The 22,368-nt window shown below is 74.2% G+C and carries 17 protein-coding genes and 2 tRNA genes; 7 read left to right on the top strand and 12 right to left on the bottom strand.

Annotated elements, in window-relative coordinates; genetic code table 11:
• Window positions 1-363: 363 nt before the first annotated feature.
• The 3 genes from L1885_RS07115 to L1885_RS29115 all read left to right on the top strand — a co-directional run bounded on the left by L1885_RS07115 (window position 364) and on the right by L1885_RS29115 (window position 5,503).
• Entirely contained in the window at window positions 364-1,119 is a 756-nt protein-coding gene (locus tag L1885_RS07115) for a class F sortase (RefSeq protein ID WP_235796144.1), read from the top strand.
• Between the two features lie 809 nt (window positions 1,120-1,928).
• The gene (locus tag L1885_RS07120) at window positions 1,929-3,428 is read left to right on the top strand and encodes a peptidoglycan-binding protein (RefSeq protein ID WP_235796132.1); all 1,500 of its coding nucleotides are present in this window, start codon (window positions 1,929-1,931) and stop codon (window positions 3,426-3,428) included.
• Between the two features lie 473 nt (window positions 3,429-3,901).
• Window positions 3,902-5,503 (top strand): SPFH domain-containing protein, encoded by a 1,602-nt coding sequence (locus tag L1885_RS29115; protein WP_235796133.1) that lies wholly within the window; start codon window positions 3,902-3,904, stop codon window positions 5,501-5,503.
• Window positions 5,504-5,603: 100 nt separating this feature from the next.
• On the opposite strand, the gene L1885_RS07130 is transcribed toward L1885_RS29115, so the two are convergent.
• From L1885_RS07130 to ehuB, 6 genes are all read right to left on the bottom strand, one after another.
• Window positions 5,604-5,677 (bottom strand) — tRNA-Lys (locus L1885_RS07130).
• A 367-nt stretch (window positions 5,678-6,044) separates the two neighbouring features.
• Window positions 6,045-6,836 (bottom strand): IclR family transcriptional regulator domain-containing protein, encoded by a 792-nt coding sequence (locus L1885_RS07135; RefSeq protein ID WP_235796134.1) that lies wholly within the window; start codon window positions 6,834-6,836, stop codon window positions 6,045-6,047.
• A 431-nt stretch (window positions 6,837-7,267) separates the two neighbouring features.
• On the bottom strand, window positions 7,268-8,188 hold the full coding sequence (gene ehuA / locus L1885_RS07140; RefSeq protein ID WP_372481879.1) for an ectoine/hydroxyectoine ABC transporter ATP-binding protein EhuA: 921 nt from the start codon (window positions 8,186-8,188) through the stop codon (window positions 7,268-7,270).
• Window positions 8,178-8,825: an ectoine/hydroxyectoine ABC transporter permease subunit EhuD gene (gene ehuD / locus L1885_RS07145; RefSeq protein WP_235796135.1), complete on the bottom strand. Its 648-nt coding sequence runs from the start codon at window positions 8,823-8,825 to the stop codon at window positions 8,178-8,180. The genes ehuA and ehuD overlap by 11 nt, the downstream gene beginning before the upstream one ends.
• Window positions 8,822-9,568 (bottom strand): ectoine/hydroxyectoine ABC transporter permease subunit EhuC, encoded by a 747-nt coding sequence (ehuC, locus tag L1885_RS07150; protein ID WP_235796136.1) that lies wholly within the window; start codon window positions 9,566-9,568, stop codon window positions 8,822-8,824. Before ehuC ends, ehuD begins: the two co-directional genes overlap by 4 nt.
• A 22-nt stretch (window positions 9,569-9,590) precedes the next feature.
• Window positions 9,591-10,493, bottom strand: a complete 903-nt coding sequence (ehuB, locus tag L1885_RS07155; RefSeq protein ID WP_235796137.1) for an ectoine/hydroxyectoine ABC transporter substrate-binding protein EhuB — start codon at window positions 10,491-10,493, stop codon at window positions 9,591-9,593.
• 233 nt (window positions 10,494-10,726) lie between these two features.
• On the opposite strand from ehuB, the gene L1885_RS07160 reads away from it, so the two are divergent.
• Window positions 10,727-12,040 (top strand): MFS transporter, encoded by a 1,314-nt coding sequence (locus L1885_RS07160; RefSeq protein ID WP_235796138.1) that lies wholly within the window; start codon window positions 10,727-10,729, stop codon window positions 12,038-12,040.
• Between the two features lie 191 nt (window positions 12,041-12,231).
• The gene (locus L1885_RS07165; protein ID WP_372481880.1) at window positions 12,232-13,359 is read left to right on the top strand and encodes an LLM class flavin-dependent oxidoreductase; all 1,128 of its coding nucleotides are present in this window, start codon (window positions 12,232-12,234) and stop codon (window positions 13,357-13,359) included.
• A gap of 33 nt (window positions 13,360-13,392) precedes the next feature.
• On the opposite strand, the gene L1885_RS07170 is transcribed toward L1885_RS07165, so the two are convergent.
• Window positions 13,393-15,468: a putative bifunctional diguanylate cyclase/phosphodiesterase gene (locus tag L1885_RS07170; protein ID WP_372481881.1), complete on the bottom strand. Its 2,076-nt coding sequence runs from the start codon at window positions 15,466-15,468 to the stop codon at window positions 13,393-13,395.
• A 564-nt stretch (window positions 15,469-16,032) separates the two neighbouring features.
• Here L1885_RS07170 and L1885_RS07175 point away from each other — a divergent pair.
• Window positions 16,033-17,211 (top strand): M6 family metalloprotease domain-containing protein, encoded by a 1,179-nt coding sequence (locus tag L1885_RS07175; protein WP_235796139.1) that lies wholly within the window; start codon window positions 16,033-16,035, stop codon window positions 17,209-17,211.
• 61 nt (window positions 17,212-17,272) lie between these two features.
• Here L1885_RS07175 and L1885_RS07180 read toward each other — a convergent pair whose 3' ends face one another.
• From L1885_RS07180 to L1885_RS07200, 5 genes are all read right to left on the bottom strand, one after another.
• Entirely contained in the window at window positions 17,273-18,439 is a 1,167-nt protein-coding gene (locus L1885_RS07180) for a glycosyltransferase (RefSeq protein ID WP_235796140.1), read from the bottom strand.
• A 284-nt stretch (window positions 18,440-18,723) separates the two neighbouring features.
• A tRNA-Lys gene (locus L1885_RS07185) sits at window positions 18,724-18,797 on the bottom strand.
• 18 nt (window positions 18,798-18,815) lie between these two features.
• Entirely contained in the window at window positions 18,816-19,487 is a 672-nt protein-coding gene (locus L1885_RS07190; protein WP_372481882.1) for a bifunctional DNA primase/polymerase, read from the bottom strand.
• A gap of 397 nt (window positions 19,488-19,884) precedes the next feature.
• On the bottom strand, window positions 19,885-20,235 hold the full coding sequence (locus tag L1885_RS07195) for a DUF8844 domain-containing protein (RefSeq protein ID WP_235796141.1): 351 nt from the start codon (window positions 20,233-20,235) through the stop codon (window positions 19,885-19,887).
• A 290-nt stretch (window positions 20,236-20,525) separates the two neighbouring features.
• Entirely contained in the window at window positions 20,526-21,122 is a 597-nt protein-coding gene (locus tag L1885_RS07200) for a histidine phosphatase family protein (RefSeq protein WP_235796142.1), read from the bottom strand.
• Between the two features lie 243 nt (window positions 21,123-21,365).
• Here L1885_RS07200 and L1885_RS07205 point away from each other — a divergent pair, with 243 nt between their 5' ends.
• Complete coding sequence (locus L1885_RS07205; protein WP_235796143.1) at window positions 21,366-22,322, top strand: phosphatase PAP2 family protein; 957 nt, start codon at window positions 21,366-21,368, stop codon at window positions 22,320-22,322.
• Window positions 22,323-22,368 lie beyond the last annotated feature (46 nt).

Consider the following 22,368-nt stretch of genomic DNA (forward strand, 5'->3'; position numbering starts at 1 on the left):
CGGCAGCACGGTGGCCGCCCCGGCGCAGTCCGGCCCCGGGACGGCGTACACGCTCACCGGGCTCGTCCTCGCCGGTGTCGCCGCCGTGACCGTGGCGTGCCGCACCAGCGGACGCAGGCGGGCCGCCGCCGCGGCCGGCCGGGACTCGGGCTGAGGCGGGCCGCGGTGTCCGACGGCAGGAGCGCCAAGAGCGCCAGGAGCGTCACGGGTGGCGGGCGGCCCGGGGGCTCCGGGAACGCCGGGGACAGCGGGATCGCAGCGGACGGCGGGGGCCGCCCCGGCGTCCGCACGGACACGGGGGACCTTGCCGATGGCCGCCCCGGCACCCGCCACCGCCGCCCCGTCGTCGGGGTCGCCTGGGCGGTGCTGCTGCTCGGACTCTGGCTCTGGGGACGGGGCGCCGCCGACGGCTCCGCGGGGGGCGCCGGGGCCCCCGCGACCGGTGACATCGCGGCCGTCGGCAGGCCTCCGGGAGTCCCGCTGCCGCCGGCCCACCGGCCCCTCGGGCCGTCGAGGCCGACGCGCGTGGACGTGCCGTCCCTCGGCATCGAGGCGCCGGTCGCCGGCCGGGGGCTCGATGCGACGGGCGCGGTCGACCCGCCCCCCTACACCTCGCCCGGGACGGTCGGCTGGTACGACGCCGGCACGCAGCCGGGTGCCGCCGGGACCGCGATCCTCGTCGGGCACGTGGACACCGACACCCGTCCCGCCGTCTTCTATCCGCTGAGCGCGGCGAAGGCGGGCGGGAAGGTCCGGGTGACGCGGGCCGACGGTTCGGCCGCTGAGTTCACGATCGACGACGTGGCGGTGGTGCCGAGGAAGCACTTCGACGCGGCCAAGGTGTACGGGGCTGCTCGGGGGACCCGGGCCGAACTGCGCCTCATCACCTGCGGCGGCACCTTCGACCCGAGGACGCACGAGTACACGGCCAACGTGGTGGTCTCCGCGTATCTGACCGGCGTGACGGAGGCGACGGACAAGAGGGACGCGACAGGTGTGGCGGCCGGTACGAGCAGGCACACCGGCACGGCCGGGACGGGTGGGACCGGCGTGACGGACGCGGCGTCCGGCAGCCGGCACGCCGAGGGCCCCGCGGCAGCGGCTGCCGCCAGGGGCTGACGCGCCGCTCGTCCCTTCGTGCTCGGAGCCCGGCTCGGGGTACCGGTCGGCGGCCCCGTCCCTGCGCGTACGGGCGACGCCGGCGCCGGCTCGAAGTCCGGGAGACCGGAGGGCCGCCCCCATCCGGTGGTGACGCAGGCCGGGGCGGCCACCGCGCGCTCGAAGGGGCCTGCCGCCTGCCGAGTTCGTGCGCGACGGACGGGGGAGTCCGCGCCCGTGCGGCGCGCGGCCGACCGTGACCCGGCGGGCGGCCCACTCCCCCAGGGGCCGCCCGCCGGGCCGGTCCTCGACCGCGTCGGAGCCGGGCGCTTCCTGGGGCACCCGGCCCGCGCGGGAGACCGGAATTGGTCATGACCCCGTCATAGTACTGGGAATTGTCGATTTAGCGCCCTGCTGCGCCGCGTGGCCGCCGCCGGTCCGGGTGCCTCGCCCGGGTGCGGGAACGCCGCGTGCCGCGTGCCGTGCGGGGCGGATCGCGGAGGCTCGGCGAGGGGGCGGGGAGCCGGGGAAGCCGGGGGGAGCCGGGGGAGCCGGGGCGCACCTGTCGGCTGCCCGCACGCGGATGACCTGGGGTGACGTGCTGTCAGAGAGCCGGGGCCGGTCGTCCGGGCTGGGGTGCCGCCGGTCGCCGGCTCCCCTCGCAATGCACCCAATTTTCTGGCAAAACGGCCCTTTCGAGGGACGCCACACCCCTGCATAGTGGTATTTACTACCTTTCACGCGTCAGAATGTGACGTATCGGGGCAGTTGAGACATTGGCGTTCTTGACGCCACGTCAGACACACCTTGATCAGCGTGGAGGGGATCGCATGACCGTCCCGGTCTTCGAAGAGTACGAACCCGCCCCGAACTGTCCCTGTGCCGGTTGCGCGCGGCAGCGGCGGGAGCGGACCGCCGGCGCGGCCGGCCGTGAGGGATCGGCCGCGGCGCAGCGTGCGCTGGCCCTCGCCACCGCGGCGGGCCTGGCCTGGGGCTGCACCGCCGCCACGGCCTCGGCGGCTCCGCCGGGGGCCGGCGACCGGACCGTCGCGCACATCCGCCCGGCGGCACCGGGTCCCGACGTGCCGGGCCGGTACGCCGGGTACGGCGGATCCGCCGGGTTCGCCGCGGCGGACTCCGGCGCCGTCTCCGCGACCGACCAGGACCCCGGGACGCCGCAGGGCGGTGCGGGACCCCTCCACGGGAGGCCGGCCGGCGGGAGCACGGCCGCACAACTGCCGAAGACCACGCGCGACGCGATCATCAGCCGCGCGAAGCGCTGGGTGGACGCCAAGGTCCCCTACAGCATGACGGCGTACTGGAGCGACGGGTACCGGCAGGACTGCTCCGGGTACGTCTCCATGGCCTGGAACCTGCCCGAGAACGAGTGGACCGGCAGTCTCGCCGACTTCGGCGTGAAGATCGCCCGGGCCGACCTCCAGCCCGGGGACATGCTGCTCTTCCACAACCCGGCCGACCCCAACAAGGGTTCTCACGTGACCCTTTTCGGCGGCTGGGCGGACGCGGCGCACGACTCGTACCTGGCGTACGAGCAGACGCCTCCGCACACCCGGGCCCGGACGACGCCGATGGCGTACTGGACCAACTCCGACAAGTACGTGCCCTACCGCTACAAGGGGCTGGAGGACAGCAAGGCCGGGGCGGCGGCCTCGGTGCCGGCGGCCTACCCCGGGGCGGCGAAGTTCGGGCCCGGCGCGAACAACGCGTACGTCACCCGCCTCGGCCGGATGCTCGTGGCGCGCGGCGCCCAGCGCTTCTACGCCGATGGTCCCGGGCCGCGCTGGGGCGAGGCTGACCGGCGGGCCACGCGGGCGTTCCAGCAGGCGCAGGGGTGGCGGGGGTCGGAGGCGGACGGCATGCCGGGCCCGGCCACCTGGCGCTACCTCGTGATGAACCTCGGCAAGGACATCCCGGGACGGGGCAGGCCGGCGGCCCCGGCCGCGTCGCCCGGGGCCCCGGCCGCGTCCGCCGCGGCCGCGGCCGCGCACGACGCTCCGGCCGCCGGTCACCCAACGGGCGAGGGCCATGCGCCGGCCGCCGGGCACGCGGCGCCGGCGTCGGCCGTGAAGGCCCCCGCGTACCCGGGCGTCCGGTTCTTCGGGCCGGGACGGACGAACGCGTACGTCGAGCAGCTCGGCAGGCAGCTCGTGAAGAAGGGGTTCGGGCGCTACTACACCGACGGCCCGAGCCGGACCTGGGGCGAGGCGGACCGCAGGAACGTGGCCGCCTTCCAGCAGGCACTGGGGTGGCGGGGCGGCGCCGCGGACGGCTACCCCGGCCCGGAGACATGGCGGCGACTGTTCGCGTGACGGAGGAAAGCATGACCAAGAGGACCCCGCCCGAGGACGCATCCGTGCAGCGGCCCACGCCCGCGCGGGAGCCCGGGGCCGCCTCGCCGGCCGAGGGTGCCGCGCCCCGGGCCGCTTCCGGTCCGGGCACGGAGAGCGCGCCCGCCGCGAGCCGGGCGGGCGGCGACTCGCCGGAAGCGGGTGGTGCGACGGGGTCCGGCGGCGGCAGCGGGAGAGCATCCGCCGAGCGCGGGGGAGCCGGGCGTCCCACAGAAGTTGATGGCCCGGCGGGAGCCGAGGGCCCAGCAGGGGCCGGTGATCCGGCAGAGGCCGGTGATCCGGCAGAGGGCGAACGGCCGGCTGCGGGAGGGGGCGGGGCAGGCGTCGGCGTCTCGCTGATGTCTGCGGTTCCGGCTCCGGGCCGGTCGTCCGCCGTCGCGCCAGGGACATCGGTGGGGCCCGCTCCGGACCGCGACGGCTCTCCGGAGCGGGTCGTGAGCGGGGGACGCGGCGGGGACGCGGAGCGGCGCACCGGCGCCGGGAAGGACCGGGAGCTCGCGCACGGGGCCTCGTCCGCGCCGTCGGGCTCGCTGGAGCAGCCGGAGACGCCCGGAACGTCCACCACTTCGAACGCCCCTGGCACGCCTGATGCGTCAGGCACGCCCGGCACGTACGACCCGTCGGCCGCCTCCGGCTCGTCCACCTCAGCCGGCTCCCTCGGGCCGCGCGACGCAACCGCCTCCTCCGAATCGCCGGACGACTCAGGCCCGTTTGACCCGCCCGGTTCCTCGGACGCCTCGGAGCCCTCGCGCCCCTCGAAGTTCCCGGAGTCCTCGGACCCGCTCGACCCGTCCGACGCGCTCGATCCGTCCGGCCCGTCCGGCGGGTCGTCCCCCTCCCTGGGCCCCGTGTCCACCGAGGGGCCGGCCGACGGGGACTGGGCCTTCGCCGACCGCCCCAGCGGGGAGGAGGTGCTCGTGGGCGCGCCGGCCGGGCACGACGCCGCCCGCCGCACGCCCCTGATCACGGGCGAGGGAACCCACGAGATCCCCGTGCACCTCCTGTTCCGCGACGAGGTCGACCCGTCCGTGCGCCGGGCGCCCACCGTCGTGGGGCGGCGCCTCGGCACCGGCGAGCAGCCGCGCATCCGCCGTACCGCACCGCCGAACCGGCCCGAACCCGCCGTCGACCCCCGCTTCAACGAGCGGCCCGGGCCCGCGCTGCCCGGCTGGTCCGCCGCGATCGCCGGGGCGCTCACGCTCGTGGGCTGCCTTGCCCTGCTGTGGCAGGAGGGCGCGCTGCCGGACCTCCTCACGGGACTGGTCGGGCTCGACCCGCAGCCGTACCACGGCATCGGACTCGGCGTGTGGCTGCTGCTGACGCTCGGCGTCGTCGTCCTGGTGTTCACGCTCGGCGGCCTCAGCCGGGGCAAGGTGGGGCACGCGCTGGTGCTGACCCTGTTCGGGGAGTACCGGGGCAGCGTCCGCCGCACCGGCCTGCTGTGGATCAGCCCGCTGCTGCTGCGGCGCCGGGTCGACGTACGGCTGCGCCACTGGCGCTCCGAGCCGATGCCGGCCATGGACGCCAACGGCTCCTCGCTGCGGGTGGTCGTGCTCGTGGTGTGGCGGGTCCGCGACACCGTGCGGGCGACCCTCGGCATGCGCGACCACGAGGAGTACCTGCGCATGCAGGTCGAGGCGGCGATGGCGCGGGTCCTGTCGCAGCTGCCGGCCGACGCGTTCCACGGCATGTCGCCGACGCTGCGCAACGTCGAGGCCGTGGGGGACTCGCTGACCCGCGTGCTGTCCGCCGAGTGCAGGCCCGCCGGCATCGAGGTGTTCTCCGCGCAGCCGACCCGTATCGAGTACGCGCCGGAGATCGCGGACGTCATGCGGCGCAGCAGGATCGCCGCGCTGGACGCCCGGCACCGGGACACCGTCCTGGGCGCCGTCGTCGACGCGGTGGACGACACCGTGCAGCGGCTGACCGCGCGGGGCCTCGTCGAGCTCGACGACTTCGACCGCAAGGCGCTGGTGAAGGACCTCACCGTGGCGTTCTACACGGGCCGGGCCACCGGCCCCGGCGAGCACCTCTGAGACGTCGCGCGCGCCGCCGGAGGAACGATCCGCACGAGTGCGGGACGGGAAACACGAGAGCCGCAGACCGTGAAAACGGTCTGCGGCTCTCGCCGTGCAGTGCGCCGCCAGGGACTCGAACCCCGGACCCGCTGATTAAGAGTCAGCTGCTCTAACCAACTGAGCTAGCGGCGCTTGCTGACGTAGTAATCATACCTGCTCCCGGGGGTGCTCCCGACCACGTCCGGTTCGGCCCGCGACCTGCCCCCGATTCCGGGCCCCGGGCCCCGGGCCTCGATCCGGCCCCGGCCTCTCCGGCGGGCGTTCCCCGCGCGACTGCTCAGGCGGGCGTTCCCTGAGCGGCTTCTTCGGTGGGCGTTCCCCGCGCGACTGCTCAGGCGGGCGTTCCCTGAGCGGCTTCTTCGGTGGGCGTTCCCCGCGCGGTTTTTTGGGCCGGTGTTCCCCGGGCGGTGTTCCCGCATCGGGTCCCGGGGGCACGCGCGGTGATCCTTCGCGTCGTGTGCCGGGACCACAGGCCGACGGCCCCCGCCCCGCGGCCCGCTCAGGACCACGCGGCGGGCGAGCCCCGCAGGCCGCTCTCCATCGTGAGCGTGAGCGCCAGCGGCGCCGCCTCCCGGTTGAGGGTGGCCGCGGCGGCACGCAGCCGGTGCGCCCGTTCGACCGGGAGGGACAGGGCGAGCGCGCCGACCGTCGATCCCGCGGTGAGCGGGACGGCCGCGCAGACCGTGCCGACCGCGTACTCCTGGAGGTCCAGCACGGGAACCGTCGGGGGCTGGCTGTCGAGACGGGAGAGCAGGACGCGCTCGCTGGTGATGGTGCGGGAGGTGAGGCGCGCCACCTTGTGCCGGGACAGGTGGTCGCGGCGGCCGTCCCGGTCCAGCTGGGTCAGCAGGCATTTGCCGACCGCGCTGGCGTGCGCGGCGGCGCTGAAGGCGACCCACTCGGTCACGGCGGGCGTACCGGGGCCGGCGGCGACCTGGGTGACCCGGATCTCCCCGTCGATGTAGCGGCTGATGTAGACCGCGGCGCCCAGCGAGTCCCGCAGCTGGACCAGGGCCCGCTGGAGCTTGGCCTCCAGACTCCGCCCGCGCGCCTCGTCCGAGCCGAGCAGGGCCAGCGAGTCGCCCGCGACGTACGCGCCGTCGGCGAGCCGCTCCAGGTAGCCCTCCCGGCGCAGCAGTGCGAGCAGGCCGGTGAGGTGGGCCGGGGGCAGCCCCGACTCGCGTGCGATCTGCGTGTCCGTGACGCCGTTCCCGTAACGGAAGACGGTTTCGAGCACGCGCAGGACGTAGTGCACCGAGTGGAACGGTGCGACCGGCTCCGGTGTGGGCACCGCGCTTCCCCCCTCCGCCTCGTCGCCCCGCGGCTCGCGCCCGTGGCGAACTCCACGTCAACGATAACCAGGAGTCGCGGCGGATGTGCGGGAGTAGTCAGGGAATTGCCTTCGGGCGCGGGCACGGGCACGGGCGCCTGCGCTGGTCTGCCGCGCGCCGCGCGGCAGACCAGCGGATGGAGCAGGCCGCCCCCGCGGCCCCGGCGGCCGGCCCGCGCCGTGCGGGCCGGCCCCCCGAGCCGTCCGGACTGCGGCCCGGAGCCCCCCGGCCCGCAGTCCTGTCGGGGAGCCGCGAACCGGGAGGCTTCGGGCCGGCACGCGGAGTACGGCCTTCAGATCACCGCGTTCAGATGACGCCGTTCAGATCACGCCGTTCAGATCAGGGTCTTCAGAGCATCGCGTTCGGATGACGGCTCTCAGAGCCACGGCCCTCAGAGCACCGCGTTCAGGAACTCGCGGGTACGCCGGTGCTCGGGGGCCGTGAAGATCTTCTCCGGAGTGCCCTGCTCCACGATCCGTCCCGCGTCGAACATGAGGACCTGGTCCGAGACGTCCCGCGCGAAGCTCATCTCGTGGGTGACGCACAGCATGGTGATGTCCGTGTCGTGCGCGATCTGCCGCAACAGGTCGAGCACCCCCGCCACCAGCTCCGGGTCGAGCGCCGAGGTGACCTCGTCGAGCAGCAGGACGTCCGGGCGCATCGCGAGCGCGCGGGCGATGGCGACCCGCTGCTGCTGGCCGCCGGAGAGCTGAGTGGGGTGCGCGTCGACGCGGTCGCCGAGGCCGACCAGCTCCAGCAGTTCCCGGGCACGGGCCTCCGCCTCGTCCCGCTCCAGGCCGAGGACGCTGATGGGCGCCTCGGTGATGTTGCGGAGCACGTTCATGTTGGGGAAGAGGTTGAACTGCTGGAAGACCATGCCGATCTTCCGCCGGGACGCGCGCAGTTGCTTCTCGGTCGCCGGCTTCAGCCCGCCGCCGGGCGTCCTCGCGTGCGACAGCGGTTCGCCGCCCACCCAGATCACCCCGCCGCTGAGGCGCTCGAGCGTCATCAGCAGCCGCAGGATGGTGGTCTTGCCCGAGCCGCTGGGCCCGATCAGGGTCACGTGCTCGCCGCGCCGGACCTCGAAGTCCAGCTTGTCGAGCACGACATGGTCCCCGTAGCGCTTCTCGACCTGCTCGAAGCGGATCATCGGGGTGTCGGAGCGCTGTCCCGGCACGGCGTCCGCGGTCGCGGTCGCGGCCGGGGCGGACGGAGACGGGGAGTCGGCAGCGGGTGCGGCGCCGGCGGGGGCGCCGGGCGGCGCGGATCCCGGGGTGCTCCCGGGTGTCTTCTCCAGCGGGTCAGTGGCCAAGGCGCTTCTCCAGCTTCCTCATCAGCAGCGACGTGGGGTAGCTCGCGACCAGGAAGATCAGCCCGGCGAGCGTGAACGCCTCCGTGTACGCGAAGTGGTCGGACCCGTACTTGCGGGCCTCGAAGACGATCTCCTCGACCGTGATGACGGCCAGGAACGGCGTCTCCTTGAACATCGATATGGCGTAGTTGCCCAGCGCCGGGAGGACGTTGCGCACCGCCTGCGGCAGCACCACCGCCTGCCAGGTGCGGCGCGGCGACATCGACAGCGCCCGGCACGCCTCCCACTGCCCCCTGGGCACGGCGTCGATGCCGGCCCGGTACACCTCCGAGGTGTACGTGGCGTAGTGGATGCCGAGCACCACGATGCCGATGACCAGTGGATCGACACTGGAGAACACCGCTGCCGCGCCCACCAGTTGCACCAGCAGCGGGGTCGAGCGCACGAACTCCATGACCGCCCGCACCGGTGCCGTCACCAGCCGGGAGGGGGCGCGGCGCGCGATCGCGATCACCAGGCCGAGCACGGCCGCCACCAGAGTGCCGAGCACGGTGGCGAGCAGCGTCGTCAGGAAGCCGTGCAGCAGCAGCGGCAGGACGTCGCGCGCGGCCCCCCAGTCGAACTTCGATCCGTTCACGAGGCACCACCCGGGACGACGGGCACGGATTCGGCCGCGGCGGCGCTGCGGCTGCGCAGCAGGCCCCGCGTGCCGGTGTGTTCGCCGAGCCGCGCCTTGGCGGCCCTCTCCAGCAGGTTCATCAGCAGGGTGAGGACGTAGGCGAGGACGAAGTAGAAGACCAGCAGCGTGAGATAGGCGACGAGCGACTCACCGGTGCGGTCGCGCAGCTGCTGGATCACGGTCATCAGGTCGGCCGCGGAGATCAGCCACAGCAGCGGGGTCGCCTTGAGCAGCTGGATCAGCAGGTTGGTGAAGGACGGGATCATCTGCGCGAGGGCCTGCGGCAGGATCACGCGACGCATCCGCTGGTACGGGCTGAGGTTGAGCGCGACGGCGGCCTCCCACTGGGCGCGGGGCACCGCGCTGATGCCGCCGCGGACCACCTCGGAGCCGTACGCGCCGAAGTTGAGCCCGAACGCGACGACACCGCAGAACAGCGCGCTGAGCTGGTAGCCGGTCAGCAGTGGCAGCGCGAAGTACAGCCAGAACAGCTGCACGTACAGCGACGTGCCGCGGAAGAACTCGACGACCGTGCGCGAGACACCGCGCACGACGATGTTGCGGTGGCCCGCCATCAGGCCGAGCACGAAGGCCAGCACACCGGCGACCAGCGCGCCGAGGACGGTGGACTCCGCGGTCACACCGAGGCCGGACAGCACCTGGGGCAGGTTGTCGAGGAATGCCGTGAAGAAGGTGTTCATGACGCCTCCGGTCCCGGGCCGGTCAGCCCTTGCACAGGTCGGCGGTCTTCAGGGTGGCCGGCGGGATCTCGGACGCCGTGAACCCGTAGGGGCTCAGGAGCTTCACGTACTCGGCCTGGTCCGAAGTGATCTTCTTCAGCTGCTTGTTGAAGGCGTCCCGCAGCGACTCGTTGCCCTTCTGGAAGGCGGCGCCGCCGGGGCTGAACTGCTTCTTGCCGTTCAGGGTGGGCACGAAGGTGGGCGTCACTTCGAGCGTCGGGTTGGTCTTGGCGAGCCAGCGCAGCGAGATGCCGGTGAGCACGAACGCGTCCACCCGGCCGCCCTTGACGGCGTCGGCGCCGTCCTGCTGGTTCTGGAGGGTCTTGATCTTCGAGGCGGGGATTCCGGCGGCCTTCGCGTACGAGGCCTCGACGGCGCCCGCCATCACACCGACGGTGATGCCGGCGGCCTTCGCCGACGCCAGGTCGGTGATCTTCTTGGGGTTCCCCTTCTTCACCATGATGGCGGTCGGGGAGATGAACTCGGGTTCCGAGAAGAGGACGTTGGCGCAGCGCTCCGGCGTGATCGCCATGCCGGCGCTGACGACGTCGTACCGTCCGGCCTGCAGGCCGGGTATCAGGCTGTCGAAGTCGGAGAGCGTGGGCTTGAGCTTGTCGACGCCCAACGCCTTGAATATCTGCGCGTGCAGGGCGGGAGCCTCGCCCTTGAGCACACCGCCCTCGGTGTATCCGTACGGGGCCTCGCCCGCGTACGCGACGCGCACGTAGCCCTGTTTGCGCAGTTTGGCGAGTACGTCGTCCCCCGACCCGGCGGACGTGCTGGTTTTGCTGCACGCAGCCAGGGCACCGGGTACCACGAGCAGTCCACCGACGGCGGCGGAACGGCTGAGGAAGCCCCGGCGGGACAGGTTCGGGAAATCAGCCATGGGTTCGCATTCTCCTCGGTGGTGTGCGGATTTGGACAGACCTCGATAAACGCCTGCCCGCTCCGGGGCTTCTATGCGGTGAACCCGGCGGCTGTAACGCAACGGTGTCCGGAAGGAGACGTTCCGGTGGCCGGAACTGATTCATCTGGGGCACTGTGTCCGTGTGTTGTGGGCTATGTCCGGACGGGTTCGTGGCGTCGAAAGCGGTGGCCTGATCCCGATGTGCCCCCTGTGTGCTTCCGGGACGGGGCGACCCGGGGCCGCCCGGGAGCGGCCCGGCGCCCCGCGGTGGGCGCCCCCGCGGGGCGCCCGCGTCGGCGGTCTACGGCACCGCCGCCGCGCTCGTCTTCCCCCACCTGTTCTTCCCCGGCAGCTCGCCGGCGGCGGGTGTGCTGGAGTCGTTCGGCACGCAGTTCGTGGGCTTCGCGGCGCGACCGGTGGGAGCGGCCGTCTTCGGCCACTTCGGCGACCGGGTCGGCCGCAAGGCGACGCTGGTGACGACCCTCCTGCTGATGGGGACCGCGACGGTGCTCATCGGTGTGCTGCCCGCCTACTCGGCGATCGGCGCGGCCGCGCCGGTCCTGCTGACCCTGCTGCGCGTGGTCCAGGGAGTGGGTGTCGGCGGCGAGTGGGGCGGCTCGGTGCTGATGTCGATGGAGTGGGGCGCCGGGCGGCGCCGGGGCCTCATGGCCAGCTGGCCCCAACTCGGCGTGCCCATCTGGCTGCTGCTGTCCACCGCGATGGTGCAGACGTTCAACTCGCTCGGGGACGCCACGTTCGACGCGTGGGGCTGGCGCGTGCCCTTCCTGCTCAGTGTCGTGCTGGTGGGCATCGGCCTGTGGGTCCGCCTGCGGGTGGCGGAGAGCCCCGAGTTCACCGTACTCAAGCAGGCCGAGACCGTGCACCGGCAGCCGGTGTGGACCGCGATCAGGGAGCACCCGCGGGAGATCCTGACGTCGGCCTTCGTCCGCATGTCGGAGCAGGCGCCGTTCTATCTGTTCATCACCTTCGTGCTGACGTACGGGACGAAGGAACTCGCCATGCCGCGCGGTGAGCTGCTCGACGACACGCTCGTCGCGGCCGGTGTCGGGCTGATCACCGTGCCGCTGACCGGGCACCTGTCCGACCGGTTCGGCCGGCGCAGGATCTACGGCATCGGCATCGTGTGCACGGCGGTCTACGCCTTTCCCTACTTCGGGCTGCTGGACACGCTCTCGACGGGGGTCGTCCTGCTCGCCGTCGTGCTGTCCCTGGTCGTCCACGACATCCAGTACGGGCCGCAGGCGGCGCTCATCGCGGAGTCCTTCGGCACGGGCGTCCGCTACAGCGGGGCCGGCATCGGCTACCAGCTGGCCTCGGTGATCGCCGGCGGCCCGGCACCGCTCATCGCGGCGGCGGTGCTGACCGCCACCGGCTCCAGCACCGGCATCAGCTGGTACATCGTGGGCTGCTGCGCCGTGTCCTTCGTGGCGCTGCTTCTGATTCCGAGGCGCGCCGAGGAGCAGGCCGCCGCCCCCTCGGGGGCCTCTCGGGCCCCGGCCGCCTGACCCGCGCCCGCCGGCGCCCCGGAGCCCCCCTGAGGTCACCGCCCCGGCCCGGGCCGCTCCGGGCGCGGGACGCCCCGGGCGTACCGTCGGGCGGAGGGCGCGGCACGGGGGCGCGGCGTGCGGGTCCCGCGGATGGAGGGGCGGCGCGTCCGGGCCCGGGAATAAAGCGGAGCCGACCTCCGCTGGCGCCTGTGACGGAAACGCCCACTCTGGAGGACCCGAACGTGACGGACGATGCCACCCAGGCCGACGCGATCCGAGGCACGGCGCAGGGCACGGCACCCGTGCCGCTGTCCGTGCTCGACCTGGTAACGGTCGGCGCCGGCACGACCGCGACGGACGCGCTGCACAACAGCGTGGCCCTGTCGAAGCTCGCCGAGGGGCGCGGCTACCTGCGCCACTGGATCGCCGAACACCACTCGATGCCGGGCATCGCGTCCTCGTCACCCGCGGTGATCCTGTCCCACCTCGCCGCACACACCGAGCGCATCCGGCTCGGCTCCGGCGGTGTGATGCTCCCCAACCACGCGCCGCTCGTCATCGCCGAGCAGTTCGGCACGCTGGAGGCGCTCGCACCGGGGCGCGTCGACCTCGGCCTCGGCCGCGCCCCGGGCACCGACGGCGCGACGGCCGCCGCGCTGCGCCGCTCCGACCGGCTCGACGAGGGCGCGGACGACTTCCCGCAGCAGCTCGTCGAGCTGACCCGGTTCCTGGACGACGACTTCCCCGACGGGCACCCGTACTCCCGCATCCACTCCGTCCCCGGGCCGGTGCAGGGCACCACGGGCCGCCCGCCGATCTGGCTGCTGGGCTCGTCCGGTTTCAGCGCGCAGCTCGCCGGCATGCTCGGCCTGCCGTTCGCCTTCGCCCACCACTTCTCGGCGCAGAACACCGTCCCCGCCCTCGAGCTGTACCGCAGCTCGTTCCGCCCCTCCGAGGTGCTGTCCGAGCCGTACGCGCTGATCGGTGTCGCCGCGCTGGCGACGGACGACGAGGCGGAGGCGCGGCGCCAGGTCATGACCGGCGCGCTGTCCATGGTGCGGCTGCGCACCGGCCGCCCCGGCCTCGTGCCGACGCCCGAGGAGACCGAGGCGTACGCGTTCAGCGAGATGGAGCGGGACTTCGTGGACGGCTGGCTGAAGAACATCGTGCACGGCACGCCCGACGCGGTCCGCGACGGCCTGAACGACCTGCAGAAGCGCACCGGCGCCGACGAGCTGATGATCACCGCGAACGCGCACACCGCCTCGGTGCGGCTGCGCAGCTACGACCTGATCGCCGACGCGTACGGGCTGCCCGGTACGTCCCGGGAGCGGTGAGGCGCGGCGCCGGACACCGGGCGCCGGGCGGGCTCAGGCCCCCCGGGGCCCCGCGCCCGTCCCGGTGACGGCCGGGTCGGCGGGTGCGGTGGCGGGCGGGGCCTGGTCCGGCTGCCCGCCGTCGGAGGCCGCCGGTGACGCGGGGGAGAGTGCGGCCCCCGGGCCGGGCGCCCCGCCGCCGGCCGCCGGTGAGCGCCGCGCCAGCAGTTCGGAGATCCGCTCCGGGGCCACGGGCCGCGAGTACAGCCAGCCCTGCCCGGTGTCGCAGCCGATCTGCTGGAGCCGCTCGGCCTGGACGGACGTCTCCACGCACTCCGCCGTCACCGTCAGCCCGAGCCGGTGCGCGAGCTGGACCAGGGCCTCGACGATCATCTCGTCCGCCGGGTTCTGGTGGGCGCCGCCCTCGTCGTAGCGGAAGCCCCGGACGAACGAGCCGTCGAGCTTCAGCACCGACACCGGCAGCCGGCTCAGGTAGGCCAGGTTCGAATACCCCGTGCCGAAGTCGTCGATGGCGATCTGCACGCCCATCTCGCTCAGCGCCTGGAGGGCCTGGAGGGGGCGGCCCGCCGATCCCATGACCGCCGACTCGGTCAGCTCCAGCTGGAGCAGTTCGGGCCGCAGCCCGGTCTCCGCGAGGACGTCGGCGACCTCGGCGACCAGGTCGGAGTCCCACACCTGCCGGACGGCCACGTTGACGCTGACGAACAGCGGAGGCGAGTCCGGGTGCGCGAGCTGCCACCGCCGCGCCTGGCGGCACGCCGTACGCAGGACCCAGCTGCCGAGCTGGACGATCGAGCCGTCCTCCTCGGCCAGACCGATGAACCGATTCGGCGTCAACGTGCCGAACTGCGGATGCTGCCAGCGCACCAGCGCCTCCACGCCCTTGACCGAACTGTCGGCCATGCACACCAGCGGCTGGTACTCCAGCTGGAACTCCCCGCGGTCGACGGCCGGGCGCAGCGAGGACGCCAGGGCCTGGCGGGTCATGCGATGGGCGTTGCGCTCCGGGTCGAACAGCGTCCAGCGTGCCTTGCCGTCGGCCTTGGCCCAGTACAGCGTCGTGTCCGCGGCCTGCATCAGCCCCGTGGGAGTGGTGGCGTCGCAGCCGCGCTCCACGACCCCGATCGACGCGGACAGGGCGAGCCGCTGGCCCGCGAGGTCGAACGGCAGCTGGAGGGAGTCGAGCACCGAGCGGGCCAGGGACGTCAGTTGCTCCGTGCCGGTCGAGTCCTCGACGAGCAGCGCGAACTCGTCGCCCCCGAGCCGGGCCACCAGGTGGCCGCCCCCGGTACGGTCCGCGTGCTGCGCGCAGTCGACGAGGCGCTGCGCGACGGCCGCGAGCAGCCGGTCGCCGGTGCGGTGGCCGAGGGTGTCGTTGACGGCCTTGAAGCCGTCCAGGTCCAGGTAGAGCAGGCCGATGCGGCCCGTGCCGTGCTCGCCGGGCTCCTCGTCGCCGTCGTCCCCGGCGGGCCGGCCCGGGGCGGACGCGGCGGCGGGCGCCCGGCCCGGCGCGGCGGTGGGCGGCCGCCGCCCGGCGGCGGTGCGCTCCAGGGCCGCCGTCAGACGCTCGAAGAACAGCGCCCTGTTGGGCAGCCGCGTCACCGGATCGTGCATCTGGAGATGGCGCAGGCGGGCCTGGAGCTCGCGCCGGTCGCTGATGTCCGTGACCGCGAGCAGCGCGCCGCCGTCCGTGTCCGGCACGGGGGCGACGGACACCTCGGCCCAGACCGCGCGCCCGCCGGGGTGCTTGATGCGCCGGGTGCACCGCAGGCCGCGCCGGGCGCCGCGCAGCACCTCCAGGTAGGCGTGCCAGGTGCGCGCCTCGGACGCGAGGTCGACCAGGTCGGCGGCGGCCCGGCCCGGCAGGCCGGCGGCCTCGGCGCCGAGCAGGTCCGCCAGGGCCGTGTTCGCGGTGAGCACCGTGCCCTGCCCGTCGAGCACCGCCATCGCGAGCTGGGCCGCGTTGAAGGCCGCCCGGTAGTCGCCCGGCCGCGGAGGCCTGGCCGCCGGTCCGGCCGGGTGACGGTCCGTGACCTCGCGCTCCGCCGGGCACGCGGCACCGTGCGCTGCGACTGCCGTCGATCGCGGTTCTTCGGAGGTTGCGCTCACGGCTCGCTCCCGCGGTGCAGTCGTGTCGTACAAGGGCGGTCAGGGACGGTCGGGCCGGGAAAGTGAGCCGATCATAGAGCCAGGGCGGTGGGCCGTTCCAGCCAAGGGCGGACGGCCGGGGCGGCTCGGGACGGCGGACGAGGGGCGCCCGGGCCCCGTGGTGACCGCTTCTGCACGCCTGCGACGCAGGTCATCTGCGTACTGACACTTTGTGACGTTCCGTGATCGGTCTCTTCGCGTGCTGGGAGTGTCGTACGGGACCGGCCTCCGTGGCGCGCGCCGTTGTCGCACGTGCGTCGCACGCGCCGGAGCACATTCCGCGCCCCTCCCTCCCCGCCGCGGGGCCCGTCGCGGGCGCACCGCCCGGGCCCCCGTCGTACACGTGGCGGTACGGCTCACCCGGGTGGTTCCTCTGAGTGGGCATCTCATAACAAAACATCACAAGGTGGTGACGTCACACGCATTCCGCGGCCGGAGGTCCCAGTGGAGCGTCACCGCGCAACGGCACGCCCGGGGCCCGACAGGCCCCGGCTGCGCCGCGCGGCCGCGGCCTTCACCTCGCTCATGGCGCTCACGACGACGTCGCTGGTCACCGGCCCCACCCTGGCCGCGTCCACCTCGCCCGAGGCGTGCGCGCTGCCGCGTACGACCGCCCACCACAGCCTCGGACTGGACACCTGGAACGGCGCCTACGTACGGCCCGACCACGCCGTCGACTCGGTGATGATCTTCCTGTCCTTCCCCGACTCCAGGCCGAGGACGACCCCGCGCGAACTGGCCGCCGACCACTTCCCGGCCACCAGCCGCTTCTGGAACAGCTCCTCCTACGGGAAGTTCGTGCTGCGCAACCACCCGCTGGGCCGTTGGCTGGAGATGCCGCGCCCTTCCACCGCCTACCGGACCACGCGGGACTGGGACCCGAAGCGGCGCGACATGTACCTGCGCGACGCGCTGCACGTGGCCGATCCCGTCGTGGACTTCGCGAAGTACCAGGTCGTCTACCTCGTCGCCGATCCCGACGCGCCCGGCATCGACTCGGACGCCACCAAAGTGGTCAACTTCAATACGCCGATGCGCGCGGACGGTACGAACATCGGTCGCATCGTGACCGTGTTCGAGCATCATCCGCCGGACCGGAACGTACTCGCGCACGAGACCGGCCATGTCTTCGACCTGCCGGACCTGTACCACCGGCCCGTCGACGGCAAGGGCGACTGGGACACCTACGTCGGGGACTGGGACGTGATGGGCAGCCAGTTCGGTCTCGCCCCGGACCTGTTCGGCTGGCTCAAGTGGAAGCTCGGCTGGCTGGACGACCGGCAGGTGCGCTGCGTGCAGAGCGCGGGCGCCACCATGCTCACCCTGGAACCCGTCTCCGCGCCGCCGTCCGTCGGCGGCCGGGCCGGCACCCGCCTCGCCGTCATCAGGACGGGCGAGGAGTCGGCGATCGCCGTCGAGGCGCGGGCGGCCGTCGGCAACGACGCCACCACCTGCACCGAGGGCATCCTGATCTACCGAATCCGCGGCGGGACGGAATCCGGCGGCGGTCCCGTCGAGGTGTACGACACCCATCCGCGCACGTCCGCGTGCGCGGGCACCTCGGTCTACCCGCCGCTCGCGGACGCGCCCCTCGGCGTCGGGGAGACGTTCACCGTGCCCGGGGAGCGGATCTCGGTGGAGGCGGCCGACCGGACCCCGACGGGCGCGTGGACCGTGAAGATCATCACGGGCGACAAGGCGTAGGGCGCCCCGGGCGCCGGGCGGTCGCCGCGCCCACCGCGCTCGCGCGCCGGCCGCCGCGTACTCAGGCCCGGCGCGCGTCCTCGAAGACGGTGACCGCCTTCTCGATCGCCGGAAGGGACTCGATCAAACCGGCGGCACGGCGCGCGGCCGCGGCGAAGGCCGGCTCCGACAGCACGCGCGCCAGGGCCGCGCGCACGTCGGCAGGGTCGAACGGCACCTCGCCGGCGGGGTCCACGGACAGGCCCGCGCCGGCCTCGACCACCCTCGCGGCGTTGCCCGGCGCGTCGCCGCCGTGCGGCACGACCACGGAGGGCACTCCGGCGGACAGCGTCTCCAGGACGTTGCCCATGCCGCCGTGGTGGACGACCGCCGCCGCCTCGCGCAGCACCCGCTCCTGGTCCACCCAGTCCACGACGTGGGCGTTCGGCGGCAGCGTCGGCCAGGCCTCGTCGTCCGGGTTGCCGCCGTAGGTGACGAGCAGCCGGACGGGCAGGTCCCCGACCGCCTCGACGAGGGCGCGCAGCCGCGCCCGCTGCTCGGGCCTTCGCATGAGGACGGTGCCGAACGTCACGTAGACCAGGGGGCCCCGAGGGTTCGCCCACCACGCGGGCAGCGGCTCGCCGGCCACCTCCCCGCCGGTGCCGCGGAACCGGTGGATCTCCGCCGGGCCGGCCGTGTACGGCTCGTCCAGGAACTCCGGCAGCCGGGTCAGGCAGGGCGTGCGCAGCGCCCGGCCCTCCGGGTCGGCCGGCAGGCCGACGAACCGGCGCAGGCGGGTGAGCGCCCCGGCCGCCTCGTCCCGTACGTCCAGCAGGATGCCCGCGCGCCCGTGGAGCATCTGCACGTGCGGGACGGACCTCATGTCCGCGGCGACGGCCGAGGCGAACTCCAGGGTGTCGCGGAGGACCACGTCCGGCTGCCAGATGTCGATCGCGGCCAGCACGCCCGGCAGGAAGGCGCGCGCGGCGGCGTCGGCCCAGACGTCGCGGACCATGATCTCCCGCATCCTCGCGGGATCACGCGCGATCGCCTCGTGGAACGTCGCGAGCACCTCGGGCGCCACGTCGTCGCACGACCACAGCCGCAGGCCCGCCCCTTCCAGCAGCGGGGCCGCCGACCGGGGAGCGGCCGCCTGGACCTCGTGGCCCGCCTCGACGAGCGCCCGGGCGAAGGGCAGCATCGGGCGCAGGTGCCCGGCATCGGCGGTCGACGACATGAGGATGCGCATGGTTCTCCCTGGCCCCGCCGCTCCGGCGTGGGCGTCACTTTCGAACGTACCTCGAACGGCGGCGGAGCCCGGGCGTCGTGCGCGCCCCCGGCGCTGCGGCCCGGGCACACCGGCTCTGCCGTGGATACACACGAGACGGGTCCCGTGCCGGTTCACCCTTCCCGCGTCCGGCGGGGTCGGTGGCTTCACGCGGACGCGCCGTCGCCCGGTGGCGGGGGCGGCCGGCCCGGGCCCGGACACACGTGAAGGCCCCCACCTGACGATGAGGGCCTTCACGCTGTCTGTGCGCCGCCAGGGACTCGAACCCCGGACCCGCTGATTAAGAGTCAGCTGCTCTAACCAACTGAGCTAGCGGCGCCTGCTGACGTCGTAGACATTAGCACCCGGATCCCCGAGAGGAAAAATCGATAAGGGCCGACGAAGACGCAGGTCGGCGCCGTGCCGCCGGAACGGCCCGGTCCTCGCCCGGCCGGGCGCCCGCGCGGGCGGCCCCCACGCACGCCCACAGCAGGACCTCGGGCCCCGGGAGCCAGGGCCCCCGCGTGTCCGGAGCCACCACCCAGCGCGGGCCGGAGGGCGGTCCCGGCGCGAGCGGCGGGACCGTGACCGCGTCGCCCGCGCCGTGGCACAGCAGGGGCGGCACCCCGCCGGTGCGATCGGTGCCTCCCCACTCCTCCCACCCGATGAGGGCCGGCAGCCGCTGGGCCGTGCCCGGCGCCGCGAACAGCAGGACCCGGCCGCGGTGGGTCGCCACCGGCCCGGTGCCGGGGCCCTCGGACCACAGGCGGTCGAGCACCCGGCGGGCGAAGACGGTGGGGAGGTTCACGACGTCGAACACGGCCCCGCACGGCAGCACCCCGGGGGCCTCGGGTCTGGCCTGCCAGGCCGCGAGGGCCGAGTACGGGGAGGGGGTGGCGGAGGCGAGCCAGGCGGCACCCTCCTGGGTGACCTCGGCCGCGGGCGGCCGCTCGGCACGGCCGAGCAGCGACAGCAGATCGGTCGGACAGGAGCCGGGGGACTGCTTCTCATCGCGAGGCCATGCGCTCATGACACCCAGGTCTACCTGGAGTGACGGCCGAATGGCTGTGAGTTGCCGGAAATCGGGACAGAGCATCGGGGACGGGGTAACCTGCCCGCTCGCATATGCCGGACGCCCGTACGGATGCACGTGCATCCGGCGCGTGCGCGGGGGCGCGCGAAAGGCCGCGGGGCGTGCGCCGGGCATGCGCGGCGGCGCGTTGGCTCGGACGATTCGTGCGGTTCCGGCGCTTCTGGCGCTTCAGACGGTTCGGAGGGGCGAGCGGCGGCGGGCGGCCGGGGGCGCGAGCCGGCTGCGGGGGCTGGGCGCGCCAGGGGCGGGGCGCCCGCGGCGCTGAGAGAGGAGAAGGGCGGCTCGTGGCGGGGAGAAGGGGTGCGGCGCTCGTGGATCGGCGGGCCGGCCGGACTCAGGCGCCCTCCGCGGGCGTCCTGCCGTTCAGCAGGTCCCGGCCGAACTCGATCATCTTCTTCGCGTAGTCCTCGGTCCACCCGGCCCGCCCGGCGACATCCGCCGGCGTGAGCCGGTCGAAGCGGCGCGGATCCGCGAGCTGCGCGGCCGCCACGGCCTGGAACTCGACCGCGCGGTCCGTCGCGGCCCGGAACGACAGCGTCAGCTCCGTCGACCGGTCGAGCAGCTCCGCGGGGTCGTCCATCGACTCCAGCCCGAAGAACCGGTCCGGGTCGGCCGCCGCGGCCGCGGGCTCGAAGAGCAGCGGGGCCGGCTTCGTACGGCGCCGGCCGGGGGCGGCATCCGCCATGGTGTGTCCTCCTGGGTACTGCTGGACGTGCTGGTACGCGAACGCGGTCCGACGAAGGACCGTCGTCCATTGTCCCGCGCCGCGCAAGAGGGCGTCGGGCACGCGCGGACGCGGGCGTCACAGCGGGCGGACGTGGGCGCGGCACAGGAATGTGCGAACCTCCCGCGGTGGCGCCCGTCCCGGGCGACGGGACGTTCCGCCGGAACGACTCCCACGCGCCCCCGCGCCGCAGGCGCCGTACGACCTCCCGCGCGCCCCCCGCCGCCGCGGGAGCCCCGGCGGACCCGGGTTCAGGCGGAGGGCTCCAGGTGCGCCGTGTCGTTCCAGACCTCCACCGCCGGCGCCCCGTACGCCCAGCCCAGCACCGACAGCGACGCGGGCGCGAGCCGGATGCGGGAGGCGAAGGAGACGGGCTCGCCGAGCCAGCGCGCGCCGATCGCCCGCAGGATGTGCCCGTGGGCGAAGACGACCGCGTCCCGCTCGGCGGACCGGGCCCAGGCCACCACCTCGTCGGCGCGCGCGGAGACCTCGGCGAGGCTCTCCCCTCCGGGCACGCCGTCGCGCCAGATGAACCACCCGGGCCGGGACTCGGTGATCTGCGCGGGTGTGAGGCCCTCGTACGCGCCGTAGTGGAACTCCATCAGCGCGTCCCACCGGCCCGCCCGGTCGCCGAATCCGGCCAGTTCGCAGGTCTCCGCGGCCCGGACGAGCGGGCTCGTGCGGACCTCGGCGCCGGGCAGCCCCGACCAGGGGGCGCGGTGCAGGCGCTCGCCGAGCGCCTTCGCGTCCGCGCGGCCCTCCTCGAGGAGCGGAATGTCCGTCCTTCCGGTGTGCTGTCCGGAGACCGACCAGGCCGTCCGGCCGTGCCGGACGAGGAACAGGCGCATGCGGGGGCTTCCTCAGGAGATTCGCGGGCAGATGTGCCTCCATCATCACCCACCCGCAATCACAGGTTCACCGGGCAACCCCCTCGCCCGCCCCCGCGTCCTCACAGCCACGCCCCGCACGCCCCCCACCAGCACCCCGGCGCGGCCCCGGAACTCCCGGCACCCGGATCCCTCGGGGGCCGGTCGGCCCCGTAGGTTGAACGTCAGCCGAAAAGCAGATGAAAACACCATGGAGACGTCCGAATGTCGTACGCAGTGAGCAGCGCCCACAGGACGGGGGCGCACCCCAGACTCCGGTGGTGGATCGAGATCCTGCTGCTCGCCGTGGTCTACGCCGCGTACTCGGCCGGCCGGCTGCTGGCGCGCGGCGACATACCCGGGGCCGTCCGGCACGGCCTCGCGATACTCCACATCGAGCAGCACCTGCGCATCGACCCGGAGCGGCTGCTCAACGGGGTCTTCACCCGCAGCGCCGTCCTCGGGGTCCCGGCCGACTTCGTGTACGCCTCCCTGCACTACCTCGTCACCCCGGCCGTCCTGCTCTGGCTCTACCTGCGCCGGCCCGGCCACTACCGCAGGGCCCGCACCTGGCTGATGCTCTCCACGATGATCGGCCTGATCGGCTTCACCCTCCTGCCGACCGCGCCGCCGCGCCTGCTGGGCCCCGCCTCCGGATTCGTCGACACCATGGCCCGCTACAGCTCGTACGGCTGGTGGGGCGGCGAGGCCAGCGCGCCGCGCGGGCTCGGCAGCATCACCAACCAGTACGCCGCGATGCCCAGCCTGCACGTCGGCTGGGCCCTGTGGTGCGGCGTGATGCTCTGGCGGCACGCGAGGACGCCGCTCGTGCGGTGGCTCGGCGCCGCGTACCCCGTCGTCGTGGCGCTCGTCGTCATCGGCACGGCCAACCACTACCTGCTCGACGCGGTGGCCGGCGTCACCGTCATGGCCGTCGGAGCGCTGCTGACGGACCCGTTGCGCACGGCGGTCGGCCGGATTCTGCGCAGGCCCCCCGAGCGCTCGGCGACCCGCCCCGGGGCCCGGGGTGGGGTGATTGTCGGCGGCGGGTGCAAGACTTCGCCGGGTGAACGAATCCCAGGGCAGCGGACCCGCACCGGCAGTTCCTCCGCAGGCGCGAAACGCGGCGCGCGGCGCGGCGCAGCGGCCGACGCCGGCGGCACTACGGCAGCGGCTGGCTGACCTGCGCGGGCCCGGGGTGCCCGCGCGCCCCCTGGACGCCCGCGCC

Origin of the sequence: Streptomyces fuscigenes (assembly GCF_021556455.1) — a bacterium.
GTDB lineage: Bacteria > Actinomycetota > Actinomycetes > Streptomycetales > Streptomycetaceae > Streptomyces > Streptomyces fuscigenes.

What these genes read in the sequence shown, in the direction of transcription:
- L1885_RS07200 (WP_235796142.1), bottom strand. Translation starts at nt 21,122, where the DNA reads ATGCGCCTGTTCCTCGTCCGGCACGGCCGGACGGCCTGGTCGGTCTCC.
- ehuC (WP_235796136.1), bottom strand. Translation starts at nt 9,568, where the DNA reads ATGAACACCTTCTTCACGGCATTCCTCGACAACCTGCCCCAGGTGCTG.
- L1885_RS07175 (WP_235796139.1), top strand. Translation starts at nt 16,033, where the DNA reads ATGGCGCTCACGACGACGTCGCTGGTCACCGGCCCCACCCTGGCCGCG.
- L1885_RS07190 (WP_372481882.1), bottom strand. Translation starts at nt 19,487, where the DNA reads ATGAGCGCATGGCCTCGCGATGAGAAGCAGTCCCCCGGCTCCTGTCCG.
- L1885_RS07205 (WP_235796143.1), top strand. Translation starts at nt 21,366, where the DNA reads ATGTCGTACGCAGTGAGCAGCGCCCACAGGACGGGGGCGCACCCCAGA.
- ehuB (WP_235796137.1), bottom strand. Translation starts at nt 10,493, where the DNA reads ATGGCTGATTTCCCGAACCTGTCCCGCCGGGGCTTCCTCAGCCGTTCC.
- L1885_RS07195 (WP_235796141.1), bottom strand. Translation starts at nt 20,235, where the DNA reads ATGGCGGATGCCGCCCCCGGCCGGCGCCGTACGAAGCCGGCCCCGCTG.
- L1885_RS07120 (WP_235796132.1), top strand. Translation starts at nt 1,929, where the DNA reads ATGACCGTCCCGGTCTTCGAAGAGTACGAACCCGCCCCGAACTGTCCC.
- L1885_RS07180 (WP_235796140.1), bottom strand. Translation starts at nt 18,439, where the DNA reads ATGCGCATCCTCATGTCGTCGACCGCCGATGCCGGGCACCTGCGCCCG.